Annotated in this window: 15 protein-coding genes; 5 read left to right on the plus strand and 10 right to left on the minus strand. The window is 66.1% G+C overall.

The genetic code is table 11. The features are described 5' to 3' along the window. Positions 1 to 18 precede the first annotated feature (18 nt). Together RJT48_RS03775 and RJT48_RS03780 are read right to left on the minus strand one after the other, a co-directional pair. Positions 19 to 1,605, minus strand: a complete 1,587-nt coding sequence (locus RJT48_RS03775) for a class I adenylate-forming enzyme family protein (protein ID WP_311170912.1) — start codon at positions 1,603 to 1,605, stop codon at positions 19 to 21. A gap of 244 nt (positions 1,606 to 1,849) precedes the next feature. Next, on the minus strand, positions 1,850 to 2,113 hold the full coding sequence (locus tag RJT48_RS03780) for a hypothetical protein (RefSeq protein WP_311170913.1): 264 nt from the start codon (positions 2,111 to 2,113) through the stop codon (positions 1,850 to 1,852). A gap of 186 nt (positions 2,114 to 2,299) precedes the next feature. Here RJT48_RS03780 and RJT48_RS03785 point away from each other — a divergent pair, with 186 nt between their 5' ends. Then, positions 2,300 to 4,672, plus strand: coding sequence for a DUF7527 domain-containing protein (locus RJT48_RS03785; RefSeq protein ID WP_311170914.1), 2,373 nt, complete (start codon positions 2,300 to 2,302; stop codon positions 4,670 to 4,672). Between the two features lie 84 nt (positions 4,673 to 4,756). Here the strand turns inward: RJT48_RS03785 and RJT48_RS03790 are convergent, their stop codons facing one another. Further along, positions 4,757 to 5,062: a hypothetical protein gene (locus tag RJT48_RS03790; protein ID WP_311170915.1), complete on the minus strand. Its 306-nt coding sequence runs from the start codon at positions 5,060 to 5,062 to the stop codon at positions 4,757 to 4,759. Between the two features lie 165 nt (positions 5,063 to 5,227). Here RJT48_RS03790 and RJT48_RS03795 point away from each other — a divergent pair, with 165 nt between their 5' ends. Continuing rightward, positions 5,228 to 6,559, plus strand: coding sequence for an adenylosuccinate synthase (locus RJT48_RS03795; RefSeq protein ID WP_311170916.1), 1,332 nt, complete (start codon positions 5,228 to 5,230; stop codon positions 6,557 to 6,559). A gap of 256 nt (positions 6,560 to 6,815) precedes the next feature. Here the strand turns inward: RJT48_RS03795 and RJT48_RS03800 are convergent, their stop codons facing one another. Beyond that, complete coding sequence (locus tag RJT48_RS03800; protein ID WP_311170917.1) at positions 6,816 to 8,414, minus strand: aldehyde dehydrogenase family protein; 1,599 nt, start codon at positions 8,412 to 8,414, stop codon at positions 6,816 to 6,818. Positions 8,415 to 8,636: 222 nt separating this feature from the next. Between RJT48_RS03800 and RJT48_RS03805 the strand changes: the two genes are divergently transcribed. Then, positions 8,637 to 8,825 carry a methytransferase partner Trm112 gene (locus RJT48_RS03805; protein ID WP_311170918.1) on the plus strand — a complete coding sequence of 63 codons (189 nt, stop codon included), beginning with the start codon at positions 8,637 to 8,639 and terminating at the stop codon, positions 8,823 to 8,825. 77 nt (positions 8,826 to 8,902) lie between these two features. On the opposite strand, the gene RJT48_RS03810 is transcribed toward RJT48_RS03805, so the two are convergent. The 3 genes from RJT48_RS03810 to RJT48_RS03820 form a co-directional block, all read right to left on the minus strand. Further along, positions 8,903 to 10,513 carry a COG1361 S-layer family protein gene (locus RJT48_RS03810; protein WP_311170919.1) on the minus strand — a complete coding sequence of 537 codons (1,611 nt, stop codon included), beginning with the start codon at positions 10,511 to 10,513 and terminating at the stop codon, positions 8,903 to 8,905. Between the two features lie 286 nt (positions 10,514 to 10,799). Continuing rightward, the gene (locus RJT48_RS03815; RefSeq protein ID WP_311170920.1) at positions 10,800 to 11,591 is read right to left on the minus strand and encodes an ABC transporter permease subunit; all 792 of its coding nucleotides are present in this window, start codon (positions 11,589 to 11,591) and stop codon (positions 10,800 to 10,802) included. After that, complete coding sequence (locus tag RJT48_RS03820; protein WP_311170921.1) at positions 11,581 to 12,471, minus strand: ABC transporter ATP-binding protein; 891 nt, start codon at positions 12,469 to 12,471, stop codon at positions 11,581 to 11,583. The genes RJT48_RS03815 and RJT48_RS03820 overlap by 11 nt, the downstream gene beginning before the upstream one ends. Positions 12,472 to 12,640: 169 nt before the next feature. On the opposite strand from RJT48_RS03820, the gene RJT48_RS03825 reads away from it, so the two are divergent. After that, complete coding sequence (locus RJT48_RS03825; protein WP_311170922.1) at positions 12,641 to 13,384, plus strand: DUF7524 family protein; 744 nt, start codon at positions 12,641 to 12,643, stop codon at positions 13,382 to 13,384. 13 nt (positions 13,385 to 13,397) lie between these two features. Here the strand turns inward: RJT48_RS03825 and RJT48_RS03830 are convergent, their stop codons facing one another. Next, positions 13,398 to 13,532 carry a DUF7128 family protein gene (locus RJT48_RS03830; RefSeq protein ID WP_311170923.1) on the minus strand — a complete coding sequence of 45 codons (135 nt, stop codon included), beginning with the start codon at positions 13,530 to 13,532 and terminating at the stop codon, positions 13,398 to 13,400. A 143-nt stretch (positions 13,533 to 13,675) separates the two neighbouring features. On the opposite strand from RJT48_RS03830, the gene RJT48_RS03835 reads away from it, so the two are divergent. Then, positions 13,676 to 15,874, plus strand: a complete 2,199-nt coding sequence (locus RJT48_RS03835; protein WP_311170924.1) for an AAA family ATPase — start codon at positions 13,676 to 13,678, stop codon at positions 15,872 to 15,874. A 25-nt stretch (positions 15,875 to 15,899) separates the two neighbouring features. On the opposite strand, the gene RJT48_RS03840 is transcribed toward RJT48_RS03835, so the two are convergent. After that, complete coding sequence (locus RJT48_RS03840; RefSeq protein WP_311170925.1) at positions 15,900 to 18,755, minus strand: DEAD/DEAH box helicase; 2,856 nt, start codon at positions 18,753 to 18,755, stop codon at positions 15,900 to 15,902. 110 nt (positions 18,756 to 18,865) lie between these two features. Then, positions 18,866 to 19,669 (minus strand): metallophosphoesterase, encoded by an 804-nt coding sequence (locus RJT48_RS03845; RefSeq protein ID WP_311170926.1) that lies wholly within the window; start codon positions 19,667 to 19,669, stop codon positions 18,866 to 18,868. Between the last annotated feature and the right edge of the window lie 3 nt (positions 19,670 to 19,672).

A 19,672-nucleotide genomic window follows, 5' to 3' on the forward strand; every position in this document is an offset into this window, starting at 1 on the left:
GCCCGGGGAGGCCCGCGGCTAGCCGATCGACCGATCCTCGTCCGTCCAGTACCGCTCTCGAACCGCAGTCCGATCGATCTTTCCGAGCGCCGTCTCCGGAAGCGCGTCCACGACCGAGACAGATTTGGGTTTCTTGTAGCTGGCGAGTCGCTCGCCGACGAACTCCCTGATCGCCGCCGTGTCGACCGAGTCGTCGGCGACGACTACTGCGTGGACTGCCTCGCCCCACTCCTCGTGCGGGACGCCGACGACGACGGCTTCTTCGACGGCCGGATGCTCCAGCACGACGCGTTCGACGGCTTTACTGTAGACGTTCATACCACCGGTGACGATGACGTCGCTCTCGCGATCGAGCAGCGTCAGGTAGCCATCCTCGTCGAGGACGCCGATGTCGCCGGTGTACACCCACCCGTCCCGGAGCGTCTCGCGCGTCGCGTCCGGGTCGTCGTGGTATCCGTCGAACGTGTACGGTGCTGTGACGACGATTTCCCCGACCTCTCCCGCCGGTAACTCCTCGTCAGTTTCCCGGTCGCGCACCGACACGGTTGTCCGCAGACACGGCGTCCCTGCGGACGCCAGGCGATCGACGTCGTCGGCTGCGAGCGCGTGTTGGTGTTCCTGCGGCGGGAACGACGTGATCAGGTTGGGGACCTCCGTCTGCCCGTAGAACTGATGGAAGATCGGGCCGAACAGCTCGATGGCTTCCTCGAGCCGGGCAGTCCGGATGGGCGCCGCCCCGTAGATGATTCGCTCCAGCGAGGCGAGGTCTACGTGTGCCGGCTCCGCATCGAGCAGCCGATAGATCATCGTCGGGACGAGGAACGTCCAGGTCACCTCCTGACGCGCGATCGCGTCGACGAGATCCCGCGAATCGAAGCCGTTCCGGAGGTGGACTTCCCCGCCCGCCAAGAGCGCACCGTAGCAGAATGTCCCCGCAGAGTGCGACAGCGGTGGCGCCAAGAGCCCGACGTCGGTTCCGGAAAAGCCGAACTCCGTGACGACAGCCTGGAAGTTCTCGACGAGACACCGATGGGTGTAGTGGACGCCCTTCGGCCGCCCCGTCGTGCCGCCGGTGTAGAAGTGGCCGGCAACCTGTTCCGGCTCCGGGCGCGGGAAGCGCGAGGGAGTCCCGTCGGGGGCGAGAAACTCGTCGTATCTGTCCCACTCGACGTCGGCCGGTCGCGACCCCGGGAGGTCACCGGCGACGACCACAGACACGTCCGGTTCCGGGAGAGCCTTCAACGCGTCCGCGACGGCATCGACAGTATCGTCGGCACAGACCAGAAGCTCCGCGTCGGCGTCCTCGAGAAGATACGCGAGTTCGTCTCCCGTGTGCTGGGGGTTGAGCGGGAGACGCGTCGCTCCCGCCCGGAGGATGCCCAGATCGACCGCCGCGAAACGGATCCCGTTGGGGAGTAACACGCCGACTCGATCCTCGATGCCGATTTCGGCGTTTCCCAGCGCCGTCGCAAAGCGCGCCGAACGGTCGGCCAGTTCACCGAACGTCACTGATCGATCCCGATCGACCAGCGCCACCCGGTCTGCATACTTGGCGAACACCCGCTCGAAGAGCGCCGGCAGCGTCATCGGATACCGGGAGGACATACGTGTCGTTCTCGCCGTTCAGATTATAAGATCTGGGACTGCGTCAGAATTCAGCCGATCCTGTCAGTCGCGATTGCTACGGATCGACGGGAGACGCCGGCGGGAAGTGTTGCAACCGACTGCCCACGGTAGTACTGTCCGCGAGTGGACGTCTGATACTGGTTACTCTCGTCTCTTCCCGCCGAGCGCCGTCGACAGGGGTGGCGCTCGGCGGTGAAAAGTGAGAGTAATCAGTATGAAACAGCTACCGATCGGCGAGTTGGATACCACGAGCGATGACGTACATAAGCACGATCCCGGCACCGACAGCGAGGACGAACTGCCCGACGACGGTGAAGAACGCGCCGAGAATGTAGCTCCCCCCAGCGAGTAACCCGAGGACGAACGGGAGGAGTGCCAGCGCGCCGAACAGCACGACGAGACCGGCGAGCGGGAACGCTTCCGCGCGGATCTGGCTGGTGTCCAGTTCGCCAGTCACTGGATCGATGAACGGAGGGTCGGACGACATAGAGCGACAATCCGGACATACGCTTGTCAATCATTCGATCAGAACTCGGCGCAGTCCTCCCCCGACCACGTCGATCTGCGGGATCGAGGGGCACGATCCGTCTCCTGCGGTGACCGATTGCAGTCGCTTTGAGCCCGGGTGAGTCTCCGGAAAGTATTTGATCCGGATTCTGCCATACACACACGGATGAACAGTCGAACTATCGACGTGGTGACCGACTGGGAGACGGTCCCCACGCCTGACGGATACGAGGGGCTCCATCAGCTCGCGGACACGGAGTTCAGCGGAGCCGTCTCCGCCGGGATGACGTGGGCGTTCTTCCTGAACGGCCGCGTCGTCGGCGTCTTCGAGGGCGACATCGACGCGTTCGAGGACGCCGAGCTGACCGCCTACCGTGCGGCGGATTCGAGCCTGCCGCTCCTGTTTGCGATGCAGGAACGGGACGGCGAAACGCAAGCGAGATACTATACCAACGACACGTCGCTGTCGGACGCCGACCGGACGCTCTCGGAGGGGGGATTCACGGGCTACATCGAACTCTCGGAGAACGTCCTCTCGGGGGATTACTACGTCGTCTACCACGGCGGGAAGTCGATGAGCGCCGCCTTCGTCGGCAGCTCCGAGCGGCTCATCACCGGCGAGGAGGCCTTCGAGACGGCCGCCGACGAGGTCGGGATCTACGAAGTGATCGACGTCGACGTCGACATCGTCGATATCCCCGAACTGGAAACCCCCGACACCGAAACCGGGACGGACGCGTCCGCCGGAGCAGCGGCGGAGCAATCGACTGACCCCGAGGGAGAAGCCGATGCGCCCGCCGATACGGCGGTGTACGACGAGGCGTCCACGGAGGACGAGCAAGCGGACGAGGAAGAAACAGTCGACGACGAAACACCCGACGCCGCCGACGAGGCGGAGTCACCGAACCCGGAGCACGCGACCGATGCGGAGCCCGACCGCGGTCAGGCCCCGAACGGGCCACAGGAGGCGCGCTCGGGCGATCACGAGAGCGTCGACGACGAGGCCGCTGACCCGGCGGCCGAAGCGGAAGCCGCCGAAACCGCAGCCACTGAAGCTGCGCCACCGCCAGAGGCCACCCCCGAATCCAGCGGCGGCGACGCCGGCGCTGACAGGTCGGATGCCGTCGGGGCCGACCCGGCTGCGGCCACCGAAGCGACTGTCTCCGCGGCGGACGAGACGGCCGCGACGGACGAGACGGCCACGACGGACGCGACGGACGAAACGACCACGACGAACGCGACGGACGAAACGACCACGACGAACGCGACGGACGAAACGACCACGACGGACGCGACGGACGATGAATCGGCCGCCGACGTCTTTTCAGACGAGGAGCGCTGGCGGGAGGCTCAGACCATCCCGTCTTTGGATCCCGACCGATCCACTGACGACGGGACGGCCGACGGCGACGACGGACGGACCGATCGGCAGTCGGCCCGCGAGCGAGTCGCCCAGATGCAACGACAGCGAACGGCGCGACGGGAGGCAGGGAAGCGATCCGCTCGGAACGCTGGCCCGTCACCGGAGCAGGAGCCCGACGAACCGAACACCGGCGGTGAACGCCCGGAAGTGACACGGTTGAAACAGCGCCTCGCGCGGACGCAGGAGCGTATCGAGGCGCTGCAGTCCGAACGCGACGAACTGCAGTCCGAACACGAGGAGTTGCAGGCGGAACTCGAATCGCTCCGCACGGAACGCTCGGAGCACCGCGATAGGATCGCGGAACTGGAAGCCGAGCGGGACGAACTACAGGCGGAGGTCGAACGGCTGGAGGAAGAACTGACAGAGGTCGCCGGCTCAGCCGATCCCGATACTGCCGGGGAGTCGATGTCGCCGGAACGCGCGCTGTCGGGGACGAACCTCTTCGTCCGCTACGATCGGAAGGGGGAGGCGACGCTGGAACACGCCCACGACGGCGAGGCGTCGCGGGAAGACGTCAGCTCGAACCTCCGGCTGGAACACCACACGACCTTCGAGACCGACGGACTGGCCGTCGACGGACAACCGTACGACGAGTTCCTCCGTGCAAGCACCGAGTACTCGTTTGCGGACTGGGTCGTGACGGATCTCCTCTATGAGATCGGCGAAACGGGCAACCGAACGGGCCTCGGTGGCGTTTTCGATGCGATCCCGGAGATCGACCGCATCGAGCTGTACGGAACCGTCACGACGGCGGTCGAGGACGGCAGCGAGGAGCGTGACTTCGACGTGATCTTCAGAGATCAGATGGGTAATCCGCTGTTCGTCGCGGACCTCAACGATTCCCGCAACGCGACGACCGAAGCGATGGTCGGATCACTCGTGGGGAACACCGGGACGGTCGCGACAGACGCTGACTCTCTGACGGCCGGCTTCTACGTCACCGAGTCTTTCTACGAGCCCGGTGCCCTAGAGACAGTCGCCGAGGAAACCGGCGGCGGGCTGTTGACACGCTCGAAGAAGCTCTCGTACGTGAAACTCTCCCGAAAGCGCGGCTATCACCTGTGTCTCGTCGAGGCGCGAGACGGCGAGTTCCACCTCAACGTCCCGGACCTCTAGAACGGAGAAACGTCAGGAGAATCGGGGCCGAAAGCGAGGCCCGTCGGTCGCGGCGTCCGAGCGGTTTCGATCGAGATTCCGGACTCAGCCTTCGATCTCGACGGTCTCTTCGATCTTCATCTCGTCGAGTTTCGCGACGATCTCGTTGAGTTTCTCGTCGAGTTCGTCGACGAACTCCTCGGTCCGTTCGGTCGTGCGAGCACCCTGGCTCGACGGTTCGATGAGGTTCTCCTCTTCGAGGACGCGCAGCGAGTAGCGAACCTTGTGATGCGGGTAGCCGGTCTCGTTCGACATCTTCACGATCCCGATCGGTTCGCTGTCGATGACCATTCTCAGGACCTGTAAGTGGCGTTCGAGCATATCCACTTCCTTTTCGAGTCGGTCTATCATGTCATCTGTTAACTCGTCTGGGCAGGGTTTAAATGTTGCCCTCCGAACCGGCGGACCACAAGACAGCGGCTACCACGGTCTACGACGTGCTCCTAATTAACGATTCGGATCGGAGAGTCGAACGCTACCGTAATGGGTTTCACGAGGCGCGGAGTAGCGGCGTGTATGACCGTCACGATCGTCGGCTCCCAGCTGGGTGACGAGGGCAAGGGTGCACTCGTCGACCTGTGGGGAGGCGACGCCGACGTCGTCGCCCGGTATCAGGGCGGCGACAACGCAGGTCACACCGTCGTCGAGGACGGCGACGAGTACAAACTCTCTTTGGTGCCGAGCGGCGCCGTCCGCGGTAAGGTCGGCGTGCTCGGCAACGGCTGCGTCGTCAATCCGAAGACGCTGTTTTCGGAGATCGACGAACTCCGCAAGCGCGGCCTCGATCCGGACGTCCGGGTGGCGCGGCGCGCCCACGTGATTCTGCCGTATCACCGCCGACTCGACGGGATCGAAGAGGAGGTCAAATCCGACTCCGATCTCGACGCGGGGACCACCGGCCGCGGGATCGGCCCGACGTACGAGGACAAGGCGGGCCGGCGCGGGATCCGTATCGGCGACCTGTTGGATCCGGAGGTACTCCGCGATCGGCTCGAGTACGTCGTCCCGCAGAAGCGGGCGCTGGCCGAGGACGTTTACGGCGTCGATACCGGGGAGGCGTTCGACGTCGAGGCGCTCTTCGAGGAGTACCGCGCGATCGGCGAGCGACTGACCGAGGAGTCGATGACCGTCAACGCCGGGGAGTTCCTGGGCTCGTATCTCGACGACGGCGCGGACGTGCTCTTCGAGGGTGCCCAGGGGACCTCGATCGACATCGACCACGGGATCTACCCGTACGTCACCTCCTCGAACCCGACCGCGGGCGGCGCCGCCACCGGAACGGGAATCGGCCCGACGGTGGTCGGTCGCGGGGAGGTCGTCGGCATCGTGAAGGCGTATCTCTCCCGCGTCGGCACCGGGCCGTTGCCCACCGAACTCACCGGAGACGACGAGGACCTCGCCGACTACATCCGCGAGAAGGGCGGCGAGTTCGGAACTGTCACTGGCCGGCCGCGACGGATCGGTTGGCTCGACGTCCCGATGCTCCGGCACGCAGCCCGGGCGAACAGCCTCACCGGCATCGCCGTGAACCACATCGACGTCCTCGCAGGGTTAGACGAGGTAAAAGTGGGTCACTCCTACGACCTCGACGGCGAGGAGCTGTTCACGATGCCGGCGACGACCGAACGCTGGGGGCGGTGTGAACCGAACCTCCGCGAGTTCGAGCCGTGGCCGGAGGTCGACTGGACGGCCGTCGCCGAGGAGGGCTACGACGCCATCCCGGAGAACGCACAGGCCTACCTTGAGTACGTCTCTGCGGAGGTCGGCGCGCCGATCTACGCCATCGGCGTCGGACCCGACCGCGCGGAGACGATCGAGCTGGTGAACCCCTTCAACGAGGACGCGTAGGCCGCGTCTCGAGGGCGACCGTCGGGCCCGCAAAGTTCCTGTTGCGGGCGGCGAGGCGCGTCTTCCCTCTCCTGTAGCAGTCGTCCGAAGGTCCACGGAGCGTCCACTGGCGCCTGCGGCCCGTTCGACGTCGTCCACGGGATCGCAACGGCCCATTGACGTGGTCGGCTGGCGAATCAGCGACGCCCCGCCTCACCGACGTGGTCGAAGCGCAGTTCAACGGCGTCCAACGTGTCCGACGTCGTCGGCTGGCGATTCAGCGACGTCCGGCCTCACCGACGACGGTTCGGCTCTGTTCGCGCAGAAACTGCGGGAGATACCAGTAGCCGCCTGCAAATTTGCTCGTCGTTCCCGAGGATTTCCACCCGCCGAACGGCTGGGCCCCCACGAGCGCCCCAGTCGTCGCGCTCTGTTCTCGATTGACGTAACACATCCCCGATTCGATTCGCTCGAACCAGGTGTCGATCTCCGCGTCGTCCTCGGAGAAGAGGCCGGCACATAACCCGTATTCGCTGTCGTTCGCCTTCGCGATCGCCTCGTCGAGATCCGAGACCGGATGGATCGTCACGAAGGGGACGAAATGCTCCTCGCGGGCCAGTTCGTGGTCGTGTGGGATCCCCGTCGCGACGGTCGGCTCCGCGAACCGCCCATCTTCGAGTTCGGCGCCCGAGACGACGGCGCCGCCCGTCTCTATTTTGCCTTCCTCCCGGGCGGCTTCGCAAACGCGCCGGTACCGTTCGAGGGCGTCGTCGTCGATGAGCGGCGAGACGAACGCCGCTCTGTCCCGCGGATCGCGGACGGCCAACTCCTCGGTCGCCGCCGTCAGTCGCTCGGTGAACGGCTCGATCACGTCCCGGTGGACGTAGACGCGGGACGTCGCCGAACATTTCTGCCCGGCGTACCCGAACGCGCCGTTCCTGACGCCCGAGACGGCCTTCTCCAGGTCGGCGTTCGCCGTCACGATAACCGAGTTCTTGCCACCGAGTTCGGCGATCACCGGCCCCCGCTTGTCGAGTTCGACGAACCGTTTTTCGATGCTGCGGCCGACGTCCCTGGAACCGGTGAAGGCGACGCCGTCGACGCTGTCGTGCTCGACGAGCGGTCGGCCGACCGCGCTGCCGCCGCCGGTGACCAAGTTGACGACGCCGTCCGGCACACCGGCCGCAGAGAGCACCTCGACGACCTTGTGCGCGACGAGCGGCGTCGCGCTCGCGGGCTTTGCGACGACCGCGTTGCCGGTGATCGCCGCCCCGGCTACCATCCCGGTAAAGATGGCCAGCGGGAAGTTGAACGGGCCGATCACGGCGAAGACGCCGAACGGTTCGAGCGCGTTCCGGCAGTGCTGTCCCGGCGTCGGTTCGCCGGTGTCGAACTCGTAGCCCTCCGCGCGTTCGAGTTCGCGGCTGTAGAAGCGGAGGAAGTCGATCGCCTCGTCGACGTCGGCCATCGCTTCACTCCGGGTCTTTCCGTTCTCGAAGCTCAGTACCGCCGCGAACTCGAACTTCCGTTCACGCAGCAACCCGGCCGCCTGCCTGAACGTTTCGACGCGGTCGCTCCAGTGGGTCCGCCGCCAGTCGCCGAACGCGCTCTCGGCGGCTTCGACGGCCCGATCGACCGCATCCGTGCCCGCGTCGGCGAACCGTCCGACTGTCCGCTCGCGGTTTCCCGGACTCGCCACCTCGAAGTACTCTTCGGTCTCGTGTTCCTGCCCGTCGATCCACAACGGATACGAGCCCCCCAACTCGGCTTCGACGGACGAAACCGCCTCCTCGAACGAGCGGTGGAACTCGTCGAGCGTGCCGTTTCGTCGGTGCGTGAGTTCTGTCAGCTCGTTGTTGAATGGTTCTGGTTGCATAGAGTCTGGAAGTATGTTGTGCGTTCGCATAAAGTTGGCCGCCGCCCCGGCGATGCGTTCTTGGGGCGCAAAATCGGGGTGCGAGCAGAACCGATCGACATCGACAGGCTGGTCCGCGGCACGGCGCGCGACGGAATCGGCGGCCGTCTGTACAGGCGTAGCCGTGGGTCCCGCCCTCGCAAACCCGTAGCCTTTTCACCGCCGCTTGCCTCCCCTCACGTGATGAAAGAGTCACTGATGGACATCCTCTGTGACCCCCTCGACAAGAGCGACCTGGAACTCGAAGTCGACGAGCGCGACGGCGAGGAGATCATCGAGGGACGCCTGATCGGCACCGTCACGGGCGAGGTGTACCCCATCGAGGACGGCATCCCGAATCTGCTACCGCCGGATATGCGCGACGACGAGTGAGGGCGACGGCGGCCGAACGGGGAGTCCTGTAGCGTCCCGGCATCGGAATCGTACCAAGCCGGCAGTGTCTACAATCGCTATTTCTGCAACCACCACCAGCCAAGGATGAGAACCACGACTGCGAGGAGACTGCCGACTGCGAAGATAATCGTATCGTCCGTGCTCGCATCTTCCGCGACTACAACCGGGACGACGTAGGTGTCCAGCGTAATCGTCTCTCCGTCGGGACGCTCAGCCGTGACAGTCATCGAAACCGACGACTGTGTGACGACAGCATCCTCGGAGACAGTCACCGCGAACGCGAGCGTGGTTGTTTCTTCGGGTTCGAGTTCACCGATGTACGCCCCTCGTGACTCCGACGAGAACGGATCGTCGACGTGCAAACGCGCGCGAACGTCCGAGAGGGGGACATCCTCTACGTTCTGTACACGAACCGTCAGCCGGTTGTCCGAGTCGATTCCGAACGTCGCGTTCTCGGGCGTCACGGACAGCCACTCCCGTTCGGGACGCACGGGCACAGACGGCTCAAGCGGCTCGCTCGCATACCGGTTCCGGCGGGAGTCACGATACTGGACGGAGAGGTTGAGCTGCTGTGTGCCCGGTGTCGTACGGTTATCCACCTCGACTTCGAACTCGAAATCTCGCGTTTCCCCGGGATCGAGACGCCCCAGAGCGGTCTCCGCGGTGATCGGCGTGACGTGTGGGTTCGACGGTGTATAGACGACGACGGCGTTATCGACCGCTGTCGGTCCCGTGTTTGTGACCGTTCCCCGGATGGTTCCAGGCTCGCCGACGTACAGCGAACTCGAGAGGTTGTCGATCGTAAACGAAACTTCCTCGAGCGGTTCGACGCCGGCTGTCAACTCCCGTGATGTCCGTGGAACGCCCTGCATATCAGTATAAGAGACAGTAGTCACGAGGGGATACTCGCGTCTGACCGCGTCCGAAGCCACACGCGTCCGGAACTCGAAGGTCCTGTTTTTACCCGGTCGCCAGAGCTGACTGTACGCTCGCGATTCGACAGCCCCCGTACCGAGCGAAATCTCGTCATCGACCGACCGAAGTCGGAGCGTCGCTTCACGGGCGGGCTCGGTACCGCGATTTTCCACTGTCACCGCGACGGTATCGGCGCCGCCGACACGCACACTCGACGACACGTCCGTTACCTCGAATCGTGGCTGGTCCCGAACGACGACCTTGAGCCAGCGGGTGCGGACCCGGTCGGTGTTCCGGAACTCGGGACCGTCAGTGCCGGAACCGTACTTTACTGTCGGCGTGTAGCTGTATTTCACCCGCACAGGCAGCCGGTACGTCCCCGGCGTTGTGTTCTCCGGGATCGTAAGCGAAATCTCGAAAGGACCAGCAGTCCCTTCCGGAACGTTGCCGACCGGATACGTTCCAGTCTGTACCTCGACCGGAGAGTTGCCGCTTCGGACATCCAGCGTCACCGCTCGTGCGGTTGTCACTCGCTCGACGTACTGCAGTGGTCCCGACTCCTGAATACTTCCGTCGTTCGAAACATAAACCGGGAGCGACACTTCCTGTCCGGGAGCGAACGTGTTCTGTGGCCCTTGCAGCGAGATGTCGGGCGATCCGGTGACCCTATCGATGGCACCGATAGGCATCGGAACTATCGAGAGAACGACAAGGAGGGCGATCACAGCGGCAGTGAAGCGGGGGATCCTCATAGCCGACTCACCATCGATGAATGGATCTCACGGCCACAGCGAGAGAGGATGCCGGATTTGTGTCCATTAGTTGGAAGAACGACCCGTGGTCATTTAAATTATAGCGTGGTTGTCAGCAACGGACACACTGCCGACCGCAAACTGGGAGGGTGCGTTTCACCCTCCCGACGACAGCGGGCGCCGCTCCAAGACGACAAGGGTCCGTCCGGTACTGTCGGCTGTCGGCGCGTGAAGCGTTGCGACAGCACGGCGTGTCGAAATCCGTGAGGCGGTATAGCCGACAGTGTCAGATGTCGCGCGAGCGGAACCGTATCACGCTGAGGAAGATCAAAGAGAGTGCAACCGCCAGAAGAAGCACCGCGTCCCCGATCGCGATCGTCTCGTGGAGGAGGATGTCCGTCGGATCGATGTATCGAGTGGGGCTGACGTTCCCCAGCCATTCGGAGTCGGTTCCGGCTGTGACCGAGTCCAGGAGAAACAAAAGAAACACAGCGGCGATGCCGCCGAGTTGGGCCGTGTTCCCGCGGCTGAACGTGACTGAAAGGACCTGTCCGATGCCGAGACAGACCAGATGATAGGGGACCGAGAGGACGTGCACCGCGAGCAGATAGTACGGGTCGATTGGGTAACCGATCGCGACGGTCCCGCCGAAAACAACGAGCGGAAGCAAGAGGTTGAGGAGGACGAGCGGCACGAGCAGCGCGAGAGTCTTTTCGACGACGAGTTGGGTCCGTGAGACTGGGGTCGCAAGCGTCAGATAGAGGCGTTTGGACTCGATATCGCTGGCGTACGTGCCACCCGCGGCGTACGCCATATACAGTCCGAGCAGCAGGATCCAGATGAACTGATACAGTTCTGCGGCGACGAACCCCTCGATCGTCGAGTACGCTTCAACCCCGAGGCCCTCCCGAACTGAGTCGGGGAACGCTTCGATCAGCGCGTCGATGTCGGCGGTCGACTCGGCGATCGAGGGGTAGATGTAGATGATGAGCAGGGCGAAGATCCCGAGAAGGAGTGTGAGAGCCACGGCACTCCGGACACGGCGTCTGGCGTCGTACCGCGTGGTCTCAAGCCGCATCGTCCGTTCCCCCATAGAAGTGCATAAACACCTCCTCTATCGGCGGTTCGTCGATCTCGACATCGAGTATCTGATACGAGGAAAGCATCTCGAAGAGGTCGTCGTAATCGCCAGTGAACGTGAACTGCGCCTGTTTTCCCTCGGATTCGAAGTCGACGACGCCGTCGAATCCGAGATCAGACGTATCCAGCGGCTCGGCGGTGTGGACACGTACGCGCTTGCCGCCACGTTTGAGGAGATCATCAACGCTCTCGACGGTGACCAATCGCCCATCCCGGATGATACCGACGCGGTCACAGACGCGGCGGACCTCTCCGAGGACGTGCGAGGAGAAGAACACAGTCGTCCCCGCGTCGCGCTCGTTGCGAAGAAACTGATTGAACGTCTCCTGTTTCAGCGGGTCTAGCCCGGAGGTCGGCTCATCGAGGATGACCAGATCAGGATCGTGCATAAACGCCTGGACGATCCCAAGCATCTGTCTGTTCCCCGTCGAATACTCTCTGATCTTTCGGTTCAGCGGCGGCGTAAACAGCTCCAAGAGTTCGTCCCTCCGGGCCCCGCCTTTGAGCCGTTCCTGATAGTCGAGGAACGCCTCGCCGGTCACAGCACCGTCGAAGGACGCTTCGCCCGGCAGAAATCCGATTCGGGATTTCACCTCACGAAGCGCCTGCTCGTCTCGAATATCCGCACCGAGAACGGTCGCCGTCCCCGCCGTCGGGGCGTGAAATCCCAGTAGCTGCCGGATCGTCGTCGACTTGCCGGAGCCGTTCGGCCCCAGGTAGCCGAAAATCTCCCCGCGCTCGATCGAGAACTCGAGGTGGTCGTTCGCCAGCGTCTCGCCGTACGCCTTCGTCAGACCCTGGACCTCGATAGCGGCCATCGTGTTCGTTTCTCCCGCGCCGGATAATATACTGTGGGGGAATTCAGAGTCGGATGCCGGGACAGCCAGCGGCGACAGCCGCAGTAACGGCTGTCTCCAGGTCACTCACCAATGGCTGAATGGACTATCCACCTGAACGCTTTTACACGTTCGCTCCGTCGTGGCCGACGTGTCAGAGTCGCTCGAGGTAGAATTGAACGACGGGGCGGTACACGCTATCGACGCGCCCGAGGAGTTCACCGCTCACGGCCCGTTTCACGTCGAACTCCGGAACGCGGGCGGCCCGGTGCACGTCCACCTCCGCCTCGCCGACGGGCTCTCGGAAGTGGCCCGTCTAGAGGGCGTCAACCACTACGTCGGGGACGAAGCCACGAACGCGGTCCCGGTCGGCGTCGTTCCCGGGCGCGAGCCGGTCAGCGGCCGCATCGAGATCATCTCGGGCTACGGCGCGGAAACTGCCAAAGTGGATGTGACTGTCGTTCCCGATACCGAGAGCGGGTCGAATCGGCGCGACGCCAGCGTCGAGCAGCCGCCGGAGCCGCCGAGGGAAAGCGGCGCGAGCGCCGAAACCGCCGAAACGAGGGCAGCCGACGCGGACGGTGGCCGCGACACCGGGAGCGCGGGCGTCACCACGAAACCCTCCCGGCAGGCAGGAGTGACGAGCGGCCTCGGTTCCGGAACGCAGTCTCGGACCCGGCGCGCCGGTCGCAGTCACTCCGATCCCCGCTCGCGGCTCCTGTCGCTGATAGAGACTGCGCCCCCGGAGGAACTGGCGTTTCTGGGGCTGGCGGTCGTCGCGCTCGTGGTCGGGAGCGCCGTGATCCTCGCCGTCGGCGAACTCCTCTTGGGCCTCGTCGTCGCGGGAATCGTCGCCGCTGCCGTTGCGACGGCCGGGTGGCTCCTGCTTCAGTGAACGGGACCCGCGGTCACTGGAGGTACGAAGGCTCCTCCGCGTCGCAGTGCTCCTCGTGGGCGTGTGCGTCGTCCTCGTCGTCCAACAACAGCCCGCACTCCTCACACTCGTACCACGTCTGTCCGTCGCGCGTGACGGTCGACACCATATCGTGAGAGACGGTGCCATACGCTAAAACGCTTCCCCCCGAACAGTAGCGAAGGGCGACCGCGGAAACGGCCGGCGATTGGGCCTACGACGGCGGTTCGGCGACCGGGGAAGACAAAAGGCCCGTCGGAGCAAAGCGAGGGTATGAACGCGGAGGAGGGCCTCGAACTCACCGTTCGCGGGGCCGAAAAGCGAGACGCCGGGCGGGGGATCGCCAGGCTCCCGGAACCGGCACGGCGACGACTCGGGGTACTTAGCGGCGACACTGTCGTCGTCGCAGGTGGACAGGAGACCGTAGCGAAGGTGTGGCCGGCCGGCGGCGACGTGCCCGCCGATACGGTCCTGATCGACGCCGATACGCGAGCGAACGCCGGCGCGAAGATCGGCGAGACCGTCCGCGTTCGGCAGGTCGACGTCGAGGACGCACGGTCGGTGACGCTATCGATGCCCGACGGGGTCGCCTTCGAGGACGACGAGCGCGCGGTCGAACTCATCAAGCGGGCGATCCGCGATCGGCCGATCCAGCCCGGCGGGCAGATCCACTTCGAGTCACTCAGTGCCGAACCGTTCGTCGTCGCCGAAACGACCCCGGACGGGATGGTCCGCGTGACGGACGAGACGAAACTCCGACTCTCCCGGGAGGGGCGAGTGAGCCGGGTGGTCTCCTCGATCGCCGGAAGCGGCGAATCCAGCGGGAGCGACGGCGGCAGCGGTGGCGTCGGCGGTACTGCGGGAGACGCCGCCGGGACGGGCCCGATTGTCACCTACGAGGACATCGGCGGGCTCGACGAGGAACTGGATCTCGTCCGGGAGATGATCGAACTGCCACTGTCGGAACCCGAGGTGTTTGCTCACCTAGGGATCGATCCGCCGAAGGGTGTGCTACTCCACGGCCCGCCAGGCACCGGCAAGACCCTCATCGCGAAGGCGGTCGCAAACGAGGTCGACGCGACCTTTATCACCGTCTCCGGGCCGGAGATTATGTCGAAGTACAAGGGCGAATCCGAGGAGAAACTCCGGGAGAAATTTGCGGACGCCCGGGAGAACGCCCCGGCGATCGTCTTCTTCGACGAGATCGACTCGATCGCTGGCAAGCGGGACGACGGCGGCGACGTCGAGAACCGCGTGGTCGGGCAGTTGCTCTCGCTGATGGACGGCCTCGACGCCCGCGGCGACGTCGTCGTGATCGGCGCGACGAACCGCGTCGACACGCTCGATCCCGCGCTGCGCCGCGGCGGCCGCTTCGACCGCGAGATCGAGATCGGCGTCCCGAACGAACGCGGCCGACGCGAGATTCTCGACGTTCACACCCGGCGGATGCCGCTCGCCGACGACGTCGACCTCGATCGCCTCGCCGCCCGGACGCACGGCTTCGTCGGCGCCGATCTCGAAACGCTGACAACCGAGGCGGCGATGACTGCGCTCCGTCGCGGTCGTCGTGACGACGCCGACGCGCCGATCACGAACCTGGCGGTCACGCGGGCGGACGTCGAAACGGCGATGGCCGCGGTCGAGCCCTCGGCGATGCGGGAGTACGTCGCGGAGTCGCCGACGACGACGTTCGCGGACGTCGGCGGTCTCACGGAGGCCAAGCGGACGCTGGAACGCGCCGTGACCTGGCCGCTGACGTACGGCCCGCTGTTCGACGCCGCCGGCACCGACCCGCCGACGGGCGTGCTGTTACACGGACCGCCCGGAACCGGCAAGACGATGCTCGCCCGCGCGATCGCCGGGGAGAGCGGCGTCAACTTCGTGCAGGTGGCCGGCCCGGAGCTTTTGGACCGCTACGTCGGCGAGTCCGAGAAGGCGGTCCGCGAGGTGTTCGAGCGTGCGCGGCAGGCCGCCCCGGCGATCGTCTTCTTCGACGAGATCGACGCCGTCGCGACCGACCGCGACGCTGCCGGGGGCGACTCTGGCGTCGGGGAGCGCGTCGTCTCCCAACTGCTGACCGAACTCGACCGGATCGCAGACCACCCAAACCTCCTCGTTCTCGCGGCGACGAACCGGAAGGCCGCGCTCGATCCCGCGCTCCTCCGTCCGGGACGGCTGGAGACGCACGTCCTCGTCCCCGCGCCCGACGAGGCGGCCCGCCGGGAGATTTTCGACGTCCACCTCGACGGCAAACCACTCGGCGACGACGTCGACCGCGACGTACTCGCGGCGGCGACGGAGGGGTACTCCGGCGCAGACATCGCGGCGGTCGTCCGCGAAGCGTCGATGCGGGCGATCGAAGCCGTGGCCGCCGCCTACGAGGGCGAGGCGGCCAACGAGCACGCCGACGAGATCGTCATCGGAGCTGAAGATTTCGATGCGGCGCTTGCAGCGGTTGGGCCCTCGGAGTGAGGGCTACCGAGAAAGACGGGATCGCTCAGTCCCAGAAGGACTGCGTCCGGGCGTACTGCCGCTCCTGTTCGAGGATGTCGCGGTAGAAGTCGGCCTCGTCCTCTCGGAGTTTGCCGATGATCCGAGCGGCCGTCTGCGGGCCGACACCGCGCGCCGCCAGCGCGACCACGGCCTGCTTGCCGTGGCTCTGGACGAGGCTCGCCGAGCGGTAGGCGCGTTTCACCAATCGCTCGGCCTCGTCGTCGCGGTCCGCGCCGTCAGCCCGGACCGCGGCGGGGGTCTCCTCGTCCCAGGGGTTCAGGCAGGCGATCCGGGTCGCCCCGCAGTCGGGACACTCGGGCGGGTCGCGGACGCGGCGGACCTTCGTGGTGTGTTCCCACTCCCGACAGTGCAGACAGAGGAGCCGGACCCGGTCGTTGCGGATGCGTTCTTTGACCGCCTCGATCACGCTCGCGTCGGCGTTCTCGGGGACGAGCAGTTCGCGCCCGCTCGATCGGCCGCCGGTCCCGATGGGCGTCCGCTCGCGGGCGGTGGCGAGTTCGAGGTCGCCCCCGGCGTGCAGTCGTTCGAGCAGGTCCGCCGTTGCCTCGACCGCGAGGTCGACGTGGAACACCTCCCGGACGGCCTCGTCGTAGACGGGCGTGTCTTCGAGCGCCGCGAGCAGGCGGTCCGCGCCGAACCGCTCCCGACCCTGATAGCGCTTGAGTGCCCCGAACTTCGCGGCGACCTGCGCGAGCGTGAACTTCAGCGCGTCGGAGTTCTTCAGCGCGAGTTCGAGCACCGCCTCGACGTGGTCGGGTTCGGTCGTCTCCAGCACCTCGGTGACGTCGCGGATCGACGCCCGGGAGGGCACTTCGAGTTCGATCCGGTAGGGACTGATCTCCATCCCGACCGACGAGCCCGTGCGCTGGCCGACCAGAGCAGCGAGCAGCCGACCGATCGTCTCGTTGACGCGGTGGCCGTAACAGCTGTTCAGGACGGCCGTCCGGGCCTGCCCCTCGACGACGAGTCGGTCGGCGGTCGGGACCGGCAGCCCGGTCTCGACCTGGCGTTCGATCGGATCCAGCGCCGCCGCGAGCGTGTCGGCGTCGGTCGGATACCGCCGGCGGAGGTCCCGCGCGACGGCCTCCCGGGGCGCCCCGCGCTCGAACTGCCCGGCGGCGACCGCACGGATCTCGCCGACTTCGTTGGCAACGCGGGCGGGGACGGGGATCTCCGAGCCGGTCCAGGAGGGCACCTCGCCGCTTGGGTCCTCGATCGGCGTGACGTTCACCCGCGCCTCGTCGTCGTCGATGTCGTTGATGCGCCACATCTCCCCGCGCTGGACGAACGCGGCGCCCGGTTCGGCGAAGTTGACGACGAACCGCTCGTCGAGCGTGCCGATCTGTCCCCGTGAGGAGATGTCGTGCACTTCGTAGGTCTCCTCGTCGGGGATCATCGAGAGGTTGGCGTAGAAGTACTGCCAGGTCCCGCTGGATTTCTCTAACCGGTCGGCGTCTTCCTCCAGCCACAGCAGCCGGTTCTTCGAGAGCTCTCTGACCACCTCGCGGAATGTCGCCTCCTCGAGGTCGGCGAAGGGATACGCCGCGGTCACGAGTTCGTAGGCCCGCCGCGCCGACACCTCGCCTTCGTCCATCACGATGCCGACGATCTGGTTCGCGACGGTGTCGAGGCTGGCGTGGTGGATCCGCGCGGGTTCGACCTCACCGGCCTCTGCGCGCCGGGCGATCGCGAGCGCTTCGAGCGTATCGTCCGGCGACGAGGTGACGAGCGTCCCCCTCGAAACCTGATCCCGGCGGTGGCCGGCGCGGCCGACGCGCTGGAGGAGCCGCGAGACCTCCCGCGGGCTGCCGTACTGGACGACGTGATCGACGCGGCCGACGTCGATCCCCAGTTCCATCGAGGAGGTACAGACGAGCGCGTCGAGGTCGCCGGACTTGAATCGGTCTTCGACGTCGATCCGGACGTCCTTCGAGAGCGAGCCGTGGTGGACCTCGATCGGTTCGCCGAGGGCTTTGAACCGCGAGCCGAGCGCCTCGGCGGTCTGTCGCGTGTTGACGAACACCAGCGTCGACTCGTGGTCGCGGACGATGTCGCGGACGACCCGGACGTGACTCGCGATCTCGGCATCGGTAGCGAGTTGGCCCGCCAACTGCTCGTCTTCGGGCGTCACCTCGGGGTGCGTGACCGAAAAGGAGACGTCGCTGCCGACGTCGACCTCGACGATCTCGAAGTCGCGGTCGCCGGTCAGAAAGCGGCCGACCTCCGCGGGCGATCCCACCGTCGCGGAGAGGCCGATCCGTTGGTAGGACCCCGCGAGCGCCCGTAATCGCTCCAGCGCAATCGTCAACTGTGCGCCGCGCTTCGCGGAGGCGAGTTCGTGGACCTCGTCGACGACGACGTGGCGGACGTCCGAGAGCGCCCGACGGAGTTTCTTCCCCGTCAGCATCGCCTGCAGCGTCTCGGGCGTCGTGACCAGCACGTCCGGCGGATCGTCGGCCTGTTTCCCCCGCTGGTACTGCGTCGTGTCGCCGTGACGGACGTCGATCTCGACGTCCAGGGTCTGCCCCCACCACTCCAGTCGCTCGCGCATATCCCGGTTCAACGCGCGCAGCGGGGTGATGTAGAGCGCCGAAAGCCCCTCGCGTTCCTCTGGATCGGCCCGGACGATCGCGTCGAAGACCGGCAGCATCGCCGTCTCGGTCTTCCCGGTCCCGGTCGGCGCGAGGACGAGGGCGTTCTTCCCGGCCGCGAGCGGCGGGATCGCCCGGCGCTGGGGCTCCGTCGGCGTCTCGAAGCCGCGGTCGGACAGCGCCGCCCGCACCGACTCCCCGAGCGCCGTGAAGGCGTCCATTCCCCGGGCGGACGTCCCGTCAGGCATCGCCATCTCTACCGGCGCGAACGGATTAAGGGCAGCGTTCGCCCGCTTGACCTCCCGAAGCGACGGGGACCCCGGCCTACACCGACCGGAAGCAACGACTACGTCCCAGCCTACACCGACCGGAAGGGGCCGAGCCTAGTGCCGTCAAGCAAGTACGCCTCGGTCTCCGCCTCCACGAGCGCGTCCGGCAGGAACGGCGACAAAAAGCCCTGCCCCTCGACGTTCACCCACGTGCCGCCCGATCGGGCGTTGAACGCCGGAAAGACCACGATCTCCGGCTCCCGCCAATCGAGGTCGGCGACGTCGACGCCGAGGTGGTCAGCGAAGGGCGCCGGCCGGAGCGGCCCGCGGAGCCACGCACGCTCCTTGCGCCCGCCGCCGACGCTGTCGGCCAGACGGACCGCGGGATGCTCGTGGCCGATGCAGACCACGTCGCTCTCGACGACCGCCCGGGACGGCCACGTGTGACCGTGAACGAAGCCGACACGACCCAGCCTGACGCCATCTGTCGGTTCGACTGTGACGCGGACGTCGTCCTCGAAGCGGGCCGCCAGCCCCCCGTCGTGGTTGCCGGCGACGATCGTGATCGGCAGGCGCGGGAGCGAATCGAGCAGATCGTCGAGTTCCTCGGCCTCCGCGCCGTCGGGCGCGCCGATCCGGTGGATCAGATCGCCGAGAACGACCAGCCGGTCGGGATCGACGCGGTCGAGGAGGCCCTGAAGTCGCGTCCGGCGGACTGCCGCGTTGCTGTCGAGTTCGACGCCGCGCTCGTACCGGAGCCCGATTTCGATGCCCGCGTGGTAGTCGGCGACGACAAGCGCGGTCTCGCTGTCCAGTCGGGCAACTGCGGCGGGCGCCCCGGGAACGGGTTCGACAAGCGATCCCGACGCAGCCGAACCGTCGCCTTCGGGCACCGA

Source organism: Halobellus ordinarius (assembly GCF_031823395.1).
Lineage (GTDB): Archaea > Halobacteriota > Halobacteria > Halobacteriales > Haloferacaceae > Haloquadratum > Haloquadratum ordinarius.